Genomic DNA, 12039 nt, shown 5'->3' on the forward strand with positions numbered 1-12039 from the left:
CATCCACTCCCGGCCTCAGCGCGTGCCCTGCGCGACGAGCGCGGCGACGGCGTCCACGTTGCTCTTGTCGACGAAACCGGGGCCGGTCTGCACCGGCGCACCGCCTCCGACGGTGTTCAGGTTCGTCCGGTACAGCCGCAGCAGCACGATCGGCAGATAACCCTGCTCGTACTGTTGCTGATCGACCGCGAACAGCAGCCTCCCGGCCCGGATCGCCTCCACCACATCGGAATTGAGGTCGAACGTCGCGACGGTGGCGGGCGACCCGGCCTCCCGGACGGCGTCCACGGCCCGCGCGGCGACCTGGGAGTTCAGCGTCAGGACCGCGTCGATGGACCGGTCGGCCTCCAGCGCGCCTTTGATCCTCGATTGCGCGTCGGTCGGATTGTTGATGTCCACTTGGAGTGTGGTGGCGTTGCCGAACGCCTTCGTCGCGCCCGCGCAGCGCTCGTTCGCGCCGATATTGCCCGCCTCGTGGATGACGCACAGCATCTTGGTGCGCCGGGCCTCGGCGAGGCGTGTGCCCGCGGCCTGCCCGGCCAGCGATTCGCTTTGACCCACATGAACGAACGCGCCGAACTTCGCGCTCTCGGACTCGCCGGAATTGATCGTCACCACGGGAATGCCCGCGGCAACAGCCTTTTCGACGGACGGCCGCAGCGCCTCGGGATTGGCCATGGAGACCACCAGGCCGTCGACGCCCTGCGCCACCGCGTTATCGATCAGTTTCGCCTGCTGGCCGGGATCACCGGAGGAGTTGTAGTCCACCCGGACACCGAGGTCCTTACCCGCGGCTTCCGCGCCGTTCTTGACGACGTTCCAGAATGCGTCGCCCGGACTGCCGTGCGTCACCACCGCTACCGACTTCACCGTTCCGACGGCGATCGGCGTCTGTGAAGGGGCGGGCGCGTCGGCGCCGGGACCGCTGCACGCGGCCAGGAGGGCGGCCGTGGCGATCCACGGCAGCAGGCGGGGCAGATATCGCGCGGTCGCGCCGCGCCGTGGTCGCGGAGACGTCATCGTCATCGCCGGCACTGGATCCCGGCCGCGGTGAGCGCGATGTCGGTGAGGTATCGCAGGCTGCGCCCGGTGTCGCCACTCGGCTTACCCGCCGTCTCGGATGTGCGCAGTGCGGCGTCCTGCTCCAGGACGTACCAGCCTCGATATCCCGCGCTCCGCACGGTGTGTACGAGTGCCGCGATGTCGACGTCACCCTCACCCAGCGGAACATACAGCCCGCGGCGCACCGCCTCGCTGTACTCGAGCTTCCCGCCGCGTACCTGGTCGGCCAGCGAGCCGCGAACGTCCTTGAGATGAATGTGCCCGATCCGCTCGGCGTGCCGCCGCGCGAGCCGCACCGGGTCGGTGCCGCCGACGAGCAGATGTCCGGTGTCCAGGCAGATGTCGAGATCGGCGTCGGCGAGGAACCGCTCCACCTCGGCCTCGCTCTCCACATGGGTGCCCACATGCGGATGCAGCACCGTGCGCAGGCCGTACCCGGCGGCGGCGTCGCGGATCGCGGAGGCGGTGTCGATCAACGCGCGCCATTGCGAGTCGTCGAGTTGCGGGCGCTCGTCGTATCCACCGAATCCGGTGGCGGCGGCCAGCACGAGGACTTCCGCGCCCGTGGCGGCCAGCACCGCGGCGGTGTGCTCCGCCCGCGCGAGCGCGTCGGGCCGGTCGCGGTGCAGCACAACGGCGAGGAAGCCGCCCACCGCGGCGATGCCGAATTCCTCGAGGAGCTGTCGCAGTTCACCCGGGTCGCACGGCAGATAGCCGGGTGGCCCGAGTTCGGTGGCGAACAGGCCGAGCGCGGCCATCTCCGACAGAACCGTCCGCGCGTCGAGCACGTGACCCCAGCCGGGGACCTCGCAGACTCCCCAGGAGATCGGCGCGGCCGCGAGGCGCAGCGGATGCAGGGATTCGGTCATCGGCACTTCTCCGACCTTCGATATCGAGTTGGCTCCGTTCTATTGGAGCGCTCCAACTATGTAACGCAGGTCATAGTGTGTCAAGAGCTTCCCGCGCGCCCGTCAAAGTGGTTCTACCAGCGTTTATTACCACTTTTCCGGGCGATTCGCGGTCGCCTTCGCGGGCGTCGAGTTCGATTGGAGCGCTCTATTGCTCCTCTTCCGGGCACCGCGTATCGTCCGTCCCGGCAGAGGTGGCGGACGCAGGGACGGAGGCGACATGGCCCGACCGACCATGGAAGACGTCGCCGCTCGCGCGGGCGTCTCGCGCGCGCTCGTCTCGCTGGTCATGCGCAACTCCCCGAAGGTCAGCGAGCACCGCCGCCGCGCCGTGCTGGACGCGGCCAAAGACCTCGGCTACCAACCGCACATCATGGCCCGCTCGCTGGCCAGCCGGACCTCCAACATCGTCGGCGTCCTGGTCTCCGACCTGCGCAACGCCTTCTTCGCCGACGTGGTCGAAGGCATGGACGCCGCCGCGCAGGAGTCCGGCCTCGAACTGATCCTCAACACCGGCAGGCGCAGCGCCGGCCGCGAACGCACCGCCTTGGAGAGCCTGCTCTCCTTCCGGCCCGGGGGCGTGATCCTGCTGTCCCCGATCCTGCCCGCCGCCGCCATTCGCGAAGCGTCGCAGCAGGCTCCGCTGGTGCTGGTGTCGCGCACCTCCACCGTCGCGGGGATCGATACGGTCAACGACGACGGCGAGGCGGGCGCCGCCCTCGCCGTCGATCACCTGATCTCGCTCGGGCACCGGCGCATCGTCCACCTCGACGGCGGGGGCGCTTTCACCGCGGCGCCGCGCCGCAAGGGCTACCGCGCCGCCATGCAGCGCCACGGCCTGGAACCGATGGTCGTGGCCAGCGAGCACACCGACTCCGCGGGCATGGCCGCGGTGCGCCGATTGCTGAACCTGTTCTCCCGCGACAACTTTCCCACCGCGCTGGTGTGCGGCAACGACTTCAACGCCGTCGGGGCGATGTCCGCGCTGGAGGAAGCGGGATTGCGGGTGCCGGAGGACGTCTCGGTGGTCGGCTACGACAACACCTCGCTGGCCGCCCTGCGCCACGTCGCGCTGACCACCATCGACCAGCCCCGCACCCGGATGGGCCGTCTCGCGATCGAGGCGCTCACCGAACGACTCCGCGACGGGCGCACCGCCCCGGTCCGCCGCCGGGTGGAACCTTCGCTCGTCATCCGCTCCACCACAGCCGCCCTACATCCCTGATGCCCGTCGCGATTCCACATGAAGGAGAGCCGATGTCCTCCCACCGAGCCGTCACGCTGGGCCTCGCCGGAACCGGCCGCATCGGGACCTCGCACGCCGACACTCTGAGGAAACTCCCCACCGTGGCCACCGTCCTGGTCGCCGACGCCGTCCCCGACCGCGCCCGCGCCACCGCCACCGACCTCGGCGTCGAATTCGCCCCCGATCTCGACGCCCTCTACGCCGCCGACCTCGACGGCCTGATCATCGCCACCGCCACCGACTCCCACCCCGAACTCATCATCCGCGCCGTCGACGCGGGCATCCCCGTCTTCTGCGAGAAGCCCGTGGCCGCCGACATCACCGGCACCCTCGCCGTCATCGACCACCTCCGCGATTCCTCCGTCCCCGTCCAGATCGGCTTCCAACGCCGCTTCGACGCCGGCTACCGCGCCGCCCGCGAAGCCATCCGTTCCGGCAGCCTCGGCTGGCTGCACACCTTGCGCGCCACCACCCTCGACCCGGCCCCACCACCCGCCGAATACATTTCCCGCTCCGGCGGCATCTTCCGCGACTGCGGAGTGCACGATTTCGACATCATCCGCTGGGTGACGGGGCGCGAGATCACCGAGGTGTTCGCCCTCGGAGCGAACCGGGGTGCGTCATTCTTCGCCGAAGCGGGCGACGTGGACACCGCCGCCGTGCTGTTGCGCCTGGACGACGGAACCCTCGCGACCGTGTCGCTGACCCGCTACAACGGGGTGGGATACGACGTCCGGCTCGAGGCGTTGGGCTCCGAGGGGAACGCCATCGTCGGATTGGACGACCGCGCGCCGCTAAATTCCGTCGAACCCGATCGCAGCCCCTCCCCCTATCCTCCCTATGGGGGTTTCATGGAGCGGTTCCGCCCAGCCTATGCCGACGAACTGGCGGCGTTCATCGAAGTCGCAACCGGTCAACTCGAGAATCCCTGCACTCCGGCGGACGCATTGGAGGCGTTCTACGTTGCCGAAGCCTGCGATCTGTCCCGGCGGGAAGGCCGGGCTGTCGAGATAGCCGAAGTGCGGCGCTGAGAGGTCGCCGGGAAGACCCGAGTAGCGGTTGGGCGCCTCAGTGCTGGATCAAGCCGCCGACCGGGACGGGAGAGACATGGCCGGTTGCCGGAACAGTCCGAGCCAGCGCCAGACCGATGTCGACCAGTGATGACCGGCGCAGCCAGGCGACATCGGGAATCGGGGTCCAGATCGGCTCGGCGGTCTCACCATTGGGCTCATGCCGCAGTTGCCCGCCGGTGACACGGACCCGGTAGAAAATGCCGACATTCTGGTGCTCGGCTCCGGCATGCGCGACTGCCGCGGGAATTACCCTCGAGTCCACGCCGAGTAGACGTTCGACCACCCCGTGGCAGCCGGTTTCTTCAGCGAGCTCTCGGGTCACCGCGTCGAACGGGTCCTCCGCGTGCTCGACCCCACCGCCCGGAAGAGTCCAGTTGGTCTCGCCCCTCGGTGGTACGTAACGGACGAGCAGCACCCGTGCGTCCTCGATGCAGACGGCGTATGCCGCCAGCCTGAAACTCATCCCCAAACCTCCCGCAGGAGACTATCCCAACGTCCTCCGCTCGACATCCTGCGACTCACTGTCGACGGCCGCGACAAACACGAACAGGTAAGCGAACATTGGCACAGGAACTCTCCCGAGGGGCCTCCATGAGTACACATACGGCTGTCGGCCGCCCTGTCCAGCGAGCATGGCCGATCGTCGGTCACGGCCTAGCGCTACGAAGCAGGCCATTGGAGTTCTTCGCCGAGCTGCACCGGACGCCGGAGCCGTTGGCGCGCATCCGTTTGGGCAGCAAAGACGCCTACCTGGTGACCGCGCCGGAGCTGATCGTTTCGTTGCTGCGCGGCAAGGAGGCGCACAGCGTCGAGAAGGGGGCGTTCTTCGAGGCCATGCGGGCGCTGCTGGGCGATGGTTTGTCCGTGTCGGCCGAGCCGAAGCACCTGCGGCATCGCCGCCTGATGGCACCGGCCTTTCACCACGAGAAGATCGCCGGCTATGTGCGGATCATGCAGCAGGAAGCCGACGCCATGGTCGACAGCTGGAGCGACGGCGCGCGATTGGAACTCGATGACCGGTTGCGGGTGCTGGCCATGCGGATCGTCGCAAAGGCTTTGTTCGCCAGCGAACTCGGCGAAGCGGTGGTCGCGGAGTCGCTGCGCTCGTTCCCGGTGATCGTCGACGAGCTACCGAAACGCACCATGATGCCGTGGCTGGCTCACATCCCGCTACGCAACCGCACCTTCGATGCCGCGGTGCGCAGGCTCTCCGATGCGATCGACCACATCATCGCCGAATACCGGACGGGTGGAACCGATTACGGCGACTTGGTGTCGATGCTGCTCACCGCGCGATTCGACGACGGCACCTCACTCACCGATCGCGAGCTCCACGACGAGGTGATGACGCTCTATGCCGCAGGGTTCGCCACCACCGCCAACACCATGGCTTTCGCCTTCTACGAGCTGGCGCGGCGCGCGGACGTGCGAGAGCGGGTCGAAGAGGAAGTCGCCGAGGTGTTGCGCGGCGGCCCGGTCACCGCTGACAACATCCAGAGACTCCAGTACACCGAGCGAGTGATGGCAGAGACGCTGCGCCGATACGCTCCCACCTGGCTCGGCACACGCGAGACGATCGAGGAACTCGACCTCGGCGGAGTCCCACTCCCAGCGGGCACCACGCTCTTCTACTCGCCGTACACACTGCACAACAACCCGAAGTACTTCGACGATCCAGCACGGTTCGACCCGGACCGGTGGACGCCGGAATACCGCAAGACCGTGACCCGGTCCGGGTTCTATCAGCCCTTCGGCCTCGGCAACCGAAACTGCATCGGCGAACCGTTCGCGTGGTACGAAGCGGTCACCATTTTGGCTACGGTGGTTGCGCGGGCGCGGCTGGAGTTGGTGCCGGGAGCTGCTGTGCACGAGGTTGCGCGGGCCACGCTGGAGGTGAACCATCTTCCGGTGACGGTGCGGCTGCGTACCACAGCGCTGACCACGCCGTCGGCCTGAACGTCAGCGGAACGAATCAGCCTCACTGATGCCTGCCGCACTCAGTTCAACAGCCGGGCCATCTCATCCATCACCGGTGAGTCGGGGAATGGCTGGTCTTGGCCGATCACGCGCCAACCCCATGCCTCGTATGCGGCGCGGGCCGGGTTGCCGACCCGCACGAGCAGGTAGGCCAACGATTCCGGGCGCTGCGACAGCAAGGTGTCGTGGATTGTTTGCGCGAAGCCTTGCCCTTGGTAGTTGGGGTGCACGGCAAACTCACGGAAGATGTAGACCGGTGTGTCCCGAGCTTCAGGAGCACATTCTGGATAGAACCGAACTGCTTTCTTCCACACCGCTTGTGATCGGCCGTAAGGTGTTCCGAAGGCGTAGCCGATCATCCGGCCATCAATCCGGCCTGCAACCAGTTCGAATCCTGCGATCGGGGCGTACATCTCCTCGAGGCGTTCCCAGAATCGCGCTGGGCTGTACCACGGGTTGTCTTGCTGCTCGCGGTGCGAAGCGAGATACACGGCCTTCAGTTCGTCTGCGAGCTCGAGTGCCCCGGCAGCGTCGTAGCGGGCCAGTTCGAGCGTGCGCGAGGTCATGATTGAAGGGCCTTCCCTTTATGGAAGGGGTCGTCCCGCAGTAGTTGGTGGAGTCCAAGGGCATTCCTGGTGCGTCGCTGCTTCCTAGGCACGGCTGCGAGGACTTGTTCGCCCAAGCCCATGACGAACCGTGTCCGGTGTTCGGTCGGCAATCTTTCCAAGGTGGCCGTCGCGTGAGCGGTCCCCTCAGTTGGGTCACCGGCGGCGACCAAGCAAAGAGCACGCTGAAGCTCGATCTGGACTGGCCCGCGCCGACTGTTGGGTGGATACAGGTCGAGCGCCGCCGACTGCGCCGCTTCTGCCCGGACGGTATCGCCGAGATGGGAGTACACGAAGCTTTCGGCGAACCTGACTCGCTCCTCTGCATATGCCCAGCAGTGCCAGCTGTGATCTTTGGTCATCGCGGACGGCAATGCCGCAAAAGTCTCGCGCAGCGCAACCAACGATGCCTCCGCTTGCTCAGCACGGCCGAGCAGGGCGAACGACTGCGCACGGGCCGCAAGCAGGCTTGGCCGCCCGTAGAGCGGGCCTTCTGCGACCAAGTCGTCGGACTTACTGATCTCGCCGATGATGATTTCCGGGGCCTGACCGTCATAGATGGCCCGGATAGCTCTGCGCCCCCGCACGTACATCATCGCGTGCAGATCACCTGAGCAGTCAGCGGCGTAGTTCGCAGTGCGCCACCACCGCATGGCTTCACGTCGCTGTCCGAGGTCGCCGACTGCCTGTGCCAAATACTGACTCAGCAGCGCGCCGATTCGGTACAGCTCCCGGCGGTACGAGGGGTCCGAAGACCTTGCCAACGCAACCTCGAGACTCATAACGTCGACCAGTAGCGCCTTGTGCAACTCGGTGGCGGTGTGAGTTACGGCTGTTGCTCCGTACTCCCGCACGATTTCGTTCCAGTCCTCGAGATCTACCGAAGCCCCCTCCGACACCGCCAGATTGAGTCCGTGCCGAACCGACTCCAACCCGAGCGCCACGCCGACACCGGCGGCGGGAGCGTTGAACAGGAAGTCTCGGCGGAGCACGTCGTCAACCTCTTTCCCTACCGTCGGCAGGAACTTCGGCGAATCATTCTCGTCTGCCCCCATCCTAACGACACCGGTCGAGCGCTCGACCGGATTGAAACCGAGTTCGGCATCCGTTGCCGCGCCGAGAACAGCCCGCAACCCCGCACGGTAATCGGTGTTGGGCCAACGAAATACACCGCGCTCCAACTTGCCGATGTAGTTGGCGGACAACTGAATTACCCGGCCATTCTGACGATACACCCACCTGTTCACCGCGTCGGCGAGTTCCGCCCGTGACAACGGGTGCCCGGTCAACTCGGACGTGATTCGCTTCCTAGCCCCGCTGAGCTGATGATTCGGTTCAGACAAGCCCCGTCCCCCTCGTTCGGTAACCCGCACCAAATCATCGCATCCACGCCGGGCGTCCAAGTCCGAACTGAATCCACCTCCCGCGTTCCTCCCCTTTTCCTCCCCCGAACGAGCCTTCCGCAACGCCCCGCCGTGACGGAATCTAGGCACAGCACTCAACACCGGACTGACACCGAGACCTCGTCAGGCTGTCCGGCGGGGGTGCCCGTCAACGAGCGACTGGAGAAGGAAGGCAGTGGAATGCGACCGGTTCGCAGATTTGCGGCAAATGGCACAGCGCACGAAGAGCCACTCGTACACGGCGTAGCCGCAGACACCCTGATGTCGAGGTGCCGGTTCTATCGGGAGGTCTGCGGCCTGCCCGCGCGGGTTCAACCGCAACTCCGCCAACTCTTCATCCCCTCAGGCAGCGTCGGCGGAGTCACCGTCCCCGCCGAACTCGGCGCGGCCGTCAAATGCCATATGCAGGGGCGCGGCCTTCCGCCCGGCCCGATCGTCTCGCATCCCCGGTCGAAGCGATGGACGTTCCTCGTCGTGCCGGACGTTCCCAACGACGACGTGGCCCTGTTCGGAGAACTGTTCCGCCTCAACGCCTCCATCGCCCGCCTCGGCGCGCAGATCGCACTCCCATCGCCGCTGGACCGACACGGATTTCGGGTATGGGTGCAGCCACCCCGTGACAGCTACCGGCCCTCAGGGCTGGCCGTCATCGAATCCGTCCGCGCGTGTGCCGGGACCCGTCCGCCCCGACGCGATAGGTAGAGCCGGAACATGCACACCCCCGACCGCGACGACTACCTACTCATCGACTCGAATCAGCAGGGGAGTTCAAGGCGCGACAGCTTGGATACCGATCGACAGGTCGAAGCGGTCGTCCTGCGGCATCCCGACGGACCCATCGATGTCCGCATATTCATCGACGGTGTGGAAACGGCCATCACCGAATTCACGCTCGATGCAGGCGCTGGGTGGTGCTGGGCAGATTGGAAGCACAGCCGAGACCGAAACCTCTCGGCTGCTTCTCCGGCAGCAAGGCAAGCCATGCTAGCCGCGTACGCCGACCCTCCAGGCGGAAGGTACGTCGAGGATCGCAGCGAATCGCAGTGGCTCGATGATGTCTCAACAATAGTGACGACCGAAGAGGATGAACGATGACATGGGATCAACTGACGATTGGCAGTTGGGTCAGCACAAGTGAAGGCTGCCCTGTCAGAACAGTCATAGGCGAGGACAGCGAATCCGTGACATTCGTATTCGGCACCTCCGGCAATGAATTCGAACTCACGATCGACCGCTCAACCCTGGCAGAGATGCTTCAGCTCGGCTCGCAGGCGTTGAGTGCGCTGGTACCAGCCAGTCGTTGAGCGATGAGAAGACTATCGGTGCAGGATCGCGCGGGCAATGGTGTCGATCTCTTGCAGGAGTTCGGTCGGCGGAGCCCCGAGATCGAGAGCACGACAGTGGATTGTGATGCCGGAGCGAACGAGTTTGTGCGTCTTCACCGGCCCGTTGCCCTTCGCATAGATCAAGTGACCTTCCTCGAGGCCGAGCGTCGAGCAGTACGCAAGCATCTGGTAGATATCGGCTTCGGGAAAGCCTTTCGGCCGCTCGGCTTTGTACTTCGCGTCGACCACCGCGACCGGGCAATCACTCGCGTCGTACCAGATCAAGTCCGGCTTCATGAGTATCGTCTTCGCCAAATCCATCCAGATTCGCCCCTGGGTGACCGCACGTCCGCCATGTCGACGCATAGCCATGCTCAACGCACTCGTGACGAAATCCTCGTAGATCTTCCACATGTCGAACATGAACCCGGTGACGGCCAAGCTCCCGCTGCGCTGGTCGAAGGAGCAGTTGTCGAGGATGACTTCAGACAGTCTCAGGACATCGTGATACCTGACATTCAGCCTAGTAGGCCGCCACACGGGTCGAGCGACGTTTCGCTGCGGGAGGGCCACATCATCCATCTGATGTCGAATACGACTGAGCTTGTGCCGAGCGTCCGCACTGACCTGCGGCAGAGTGCTCAAAGCCGTCGCCGCCGCAAGGACAATTCGATTTTCGGCAATATCGGTAGTGAAGTCGTCGTACTCGACCGCGACCGGCAGCGGCAAGCCGTGCCGCCGAGTGATCTGCTCGTTGAAGTCGATGCGACCTCGGACCAGTTGGAGCGATTCCGTCTTAGTGCGGTAGCCCTGGAGCAGGCCGCCCTCCATCGCCCGCGCGGCCAAGCGCACGAAAGATTCAGAAACCGCAGGAAAGAGTCCATCGGCTTTGTCGAGATGAACCACCTCCTCACGCCAAATCTTCGGATTAGAGCAGTAACCTATGAAAAAGAGCAGCCGCCTCAATTCGGTGATCTTCGGTCGGACGTCGATCTGCACATTACCGACTTTGACCGAACCTACTTTGCCGCCGGGTGTGATCCGACATTTGCCCGGCGCGGAAGACTTCACGCTGACGAATTTCGTCTCCGTCAAGGCGTCGAACTCCCCGGGTGCGAGGTCGACGATCTTCCAGGTTCCGTGTTCGATCAGTTCAATCGGCGGTTTGGCCCCCATCCCACTACACGCCGCCGTCGATTCCGGCCTCTGCGCGTTCCGCTATGGACTCGAGCGAGTAGCGCTGCTCGACATCTATATTCGCATCACCGAAGTGGTATTCCTGAAGAAGCGGGATAATGGATGTCCGCCACGTGAGATCCATGCCGTGCCGAGTGATAGCAGCCGGACGCATGAAGTACGAAGGACCGATCTTGAAATCCTCGTCTTCAATGGTCGCATTGAGTATGTCCACAATGTCGGCGATCGTCGTGTTGTGTCCGTTCGCCTCGAGCCAGTTTCGCAGGATGCTTCTGGTCGGCTCATCAGAAGGGTGAAGTGACATGAATGCGAACCGCCTCCGCATCGCCGAGTCGACAAGTGCGATCGACCTGTCCGCAGTATTCATAGTACCGATGATGGCGATATTCTTCGGCAGCGCGAAGCTCTCCTTGCCGTCCGAGTACAGCAGGTCGATACTCTCGTCTCGATATTCCAACAGGTAGTACAGTTCGCCGAAGATTTTTGCAAGGTTGCCACGATTGATCTCATCGATGATGAGCGTGAACACCACGTCAGGATTTTTACGTGCCTCGTCTGCCAACAGTCGTAGCGGCCCTTGCTGAAGGTGGTACGCGAGGCGACCGTCTGTCGACTGAACAGGTCGGAACCCTTCGAAGAAGTCTTCGTAGGAGTAGGCGGGATGGAACTGGACGATCTTGACATTCTCCTGGCCGGAGAGGTGCTCAGCCAATGCCTTGGCCAGGTAGGTCTTGCCTGTTCCCGGTGGTCCGTAGAAGATCAACTGCGGCCGATCGCGAAGGAGGTCGATGCACTCCTGAAGCCAAGCCTTCGGCACGAACAGCTGTGCGGCCAGCTCATCGGTCGCATCCTTGAAAGTCGGCTCTACCTTGGACTGTTCGTCTCGGTTGCGTTGGGGCCGCCAGGTGAGACCGAAGGCCTCAGCGAAGACGTTCATCAACTCGGCGGCGTTCTCGAGAGTGAGTTGCAGCGACTGGCTGCTCTTGGGATGAGACTCTCGCTGGTCGGAGCCGAACGTGGACAGGTGAACGAGAGGTTTGTCGTCGAAGTCCTTGATCACCTTGTACTGGCACGTGACAGAGTTCTCGAGCTTGTGAGGCCGAATCTCTTGTTGGCTCGGTACGATCTCGCGGATACGCGCCATCAGTCGGGGCTCCCGTCCAAGCGACGATACAAAGTGGTCGATGTCGTACGGCACGGGGCGTCACGCCACACCGAACCCGGGTTGTCCGGGCGCGGCGCG

Annotated in this window: 13 protein-coding genes; 6 read left to right on the plus strand and 7 right to left on the minus strand. The window is 64.6% G+C overall.

The annotated features are described in order from the left end of the window. Nucleotides 1–15: 15 nt before the first annotated feature. Nucleotides 16–1026 carry a sugar ABC transporter substrate-binding protein gene (locus ON19_RS21155; protein WP_227954663.1) on the minus strand — a complete coding sequence of 337 codons (1011 nt, stop codon included), beginning with the start codon at nucleotides 1024–1026 and terminating at the stop codon, nucleotides 16–18. Next, entirely contained in the window at nucleotides 1023–1931 is a 909-nt protein-coding gene (locus tag ON19_RS21160; RefSeq protein WP_043695566.1) for a TIM barrel protein, read from the minus strand. Before ON19_RS21160 ends, ON19_RS21155 begins: the two co-directional genes overlap by 4 nt. 259 nt (nucleotides 1932–2190) lie before the next feature. Here ON19_RS21160 and ON19_RS21165 point away from each other — a divergent pair, with 259 nt between their 5' ends. Together ON19_RS21165 and ON19_RS21170 are read left to right on the plus strand one after the other, a co-directional pair. Then, nucleotides 2191–3195 carry a LacI family DNA-binding transcriptional regulator gene (locus ON19_RS21165; protein WP_043695569.1) on the plus strand — a complete coding sequence of 335 codons (1005 nt, stop codon included), beginning with the start codon at nucleotides 2191–2193 and terminating at the stop codon, nucleotides 3193–3195. A gap of 32 nt (nucleotides 3196–3227) precedes the next feature. Then, nucleotides 3228–4247: a Gfo/Idh/MocA family protein gene (locus tag ON19_RS21170; protein WP_043695715.1), complete on the plus strand. Its 1020-nt coding sequence runs from the start codon at nucleotides 3228–3230 to the stop codon at nucleotides 4245–4247. 37 nt (nucleotides 4248–4284) lie between these two features. Here ON19_RS21170 and ON19_RS21175 read toward each other — a convergent pair whose 3' ends face one another. Beyond that, nucleotides 4285–4752, minus strand: a complete 468-nt coding sequence (locus tag ON19_RS21175) for an NUDIX hydrolase (protein WP_043695572.1) — start codon at nucleotides 4750–4752, stop codon at nucleotides 4285–4287. Nucleotides 4753–4880: 128 nt separating this feature from the next. Here ON19_RS21175 and ON19_RS21180 point away from each other — a divergent pair, with 128 nt between their 5' ends. Further along, nucleotides 4881–6245 (plus strand): cytochrome P450, encoded by a 1365-nt coding sequence (locus ON19_RS21180; protein ID WP_063709471.1) that lies wholly within the window; start codon nucleotides 4881–4883, stop codon nucleotides 6243–6245. Nucleotides 6246–6286: 41 nt separating this feature from the next. On the opposite strand, the gene ON19_RS39075 is transcribed toward ON19_RS21180, so the two are convergent. Next, nucleotides 6287–6832 carry a GNAT family N-acetyltransferase gene (locus ON19_RS39075; RefSeq protein WP_051169130.1) on the minus strand — a complete coding sequence of 182 codons (546 nt, stop codon included), beginning with the start codon at nucleotides 6830–6832 and terminating at the stop codon, nucleotides 6287–6289. After that, entirely contained in the window at nucleotides 6829–8376 is a 1548-nt protein-coding gene (locus ON19_RS21190; RefSeq protein ID WP_498043918.1) for an NsdA family TPR-like regulatory protein, read from the minus strand. The genes ON19_RS39075 and ON19_RS21190 overlap by 4 nt, the downstream gene beginning before the upstream one ends. A 159-nt stretch (nucleotides 8377–8535) precedes the next feature. Here ON19_RS21190 and ON19_RS21195 point away from each other — a divergent pair, with 159 nt between their 5' ends. The 3 genes from ON19_RS21195 to ON19_RS42045 are packed head-to-tail and all read left to right on the plus strand — an operon-like array spanning nucleotide 8536 to nucleotide 9578. Continuing rightward, entirely contained in the window at nucleotides 8536–8976 is a 441-nt protein-coding gene (locus ON19_RS21195; RefSeq protein WP_043695578.1) for a hypothetical protein, read from the plus strand. A 9-nt stretch (nucleotides 8977–8985) separates the two neighbouring features. After that, nucleotides 8986–9369 carry a hypothetical protein gene (locus ON19_RS40540; protein WP_227954661.1) on the plus strand — a complete coding sequence of 128 codons (384 nt, stop codon included), beginning with the start codon at nucleotides 8986–8988 and terminating at the stop codon, nucleotides 9367–9369. Next, nucleotides 9366–9578: a hypothetical protein gene (locus tag ON19_RS42045; RefSeq protein WP_157229772.1), complete on the plus strand. Its 213-nt coding sequence runs from the start codon at nucleotides 9366–9368 to the stop codon at nucleotides 9576–9578. The genes ON19_RS40540 and ON19_RS42045 overlap by 4 nt, the downstream gene beginning before the upstream one ends. Nucleotides 9579–9590: 12 nt before the next feature. Here the strand turns inward: ON19_RS42045 and ON19_RS21200 are convergent, their stop codons facing one another. Both ON19_RS21200 and ON19_RS21205 read right to left on the minus strand, forming a co-directional pair. Next, a complete protein-coding gene (locus tag ON19_RS21200; RefSeq protein WP_043695582.1) occupies nucleotides 9591–10775 on the minus strand; it encodes an McrC family protein in 1185 nt (394 codons plus the stop codon). A gap of 4 nt (nucleotides 10776–10779) precedes the next feature. Further along, nucleotides 10780–11994: an McrB family protein gene (locus ON19_RS21205; RefSeq protein ID WP_051169131.1), complete on the minus strand. Its 1215-nt coding sequence runs from the start codon at nucleotides 11992–11994 to the stop codon at nucleotides 10780–10782. Between the last annotated feature and the right edge of the window lie 45 nt (nucleotides 11995–12039).

It is taken from the genome of Nocardia abscessus NBRC 100374 (assembly GCF_000308455.1).
GTDB lineage: Bacteria > Actinomycetota > Actinomycetes > Mycobacteriales > Mycobacteriaceae > Nocardia > Nocardia abscessus.

Coding starts and splice junctions, on each gene's coding strand:
- ON19_RS21155 (WP_227954663.1), bottom strand. CDS start 1,026: ATGACGATGACGTCTCCGCGACCACGGCGCGGCGCGACCGCGCGATAT.
- ON19_RS21175 (WP_043695572.1), bottom strand. CDS start 4,752: ATGAGTTTCAGGCTGGCGGCATACGCCGTCTGCATCGAGGACGCACGG.
- ON19_RS42045 (WP_157229772.1), top strand. CDS start 9,366: ATGACATGGGATCAACTGACGATTGGCAGTTGGGTCAGCACAAGTGAA.
- ON19_RS21165 (WP_043695569.1), top strand. CDS start 2,191: ATGGCCCGACCGACCATGGAAGACGTCGCCGCTCGCGCGGGCGTCTCG.
- ON19_RS39075 (WP_051169130.1), bottom strand. CDS start 6,832: ATGACCTCGCGCACGCTCGAACTGGCCCGCTACGACGCTGCCGGGGCA.
- ON19_RS21160 (WP_043695566.1), bottom strand. CDS start 1,931: ATGACCGAATCCCTGCATCCGCTGCGCCTCGCGGCCGCGCCGATCTCC.
- ON19_RS21180 (WP_063709471.1), top strand. CDS start 4,881: ATGAGTACACATACGGCTGTCGGCCGCCCTGTCCAGCGAGCATGGCCG.
- ON19_RS40540 (WP_227954661.1), top strand. CDS start 8,986: ATGCACACCCCCGACCGCGACGACTACCTACTCATCGACTCGAATCAG.
- ON19_RS21200 (WP_043695582.1), bottom strand. CDS start 10,775: ATGGGGGCCAAACCGCCGATTGAACTGATCGAACACGGAACCTGGAAG.
- ON19_RS21195 (WP_043695578.1), top strand. CDS start 8,536: ATGTCGAGGTGCCGGTTCTATCGGGAGGTCTGCGGCCTGCCCGCGCGG.
- ON19_RS21170 (WP_043695715.1), top strand. CDS start 3,228: ATGTCCTCCCACCGAGCCGTCACGCTGGGCCTCGCCGGAACCGGCCGC.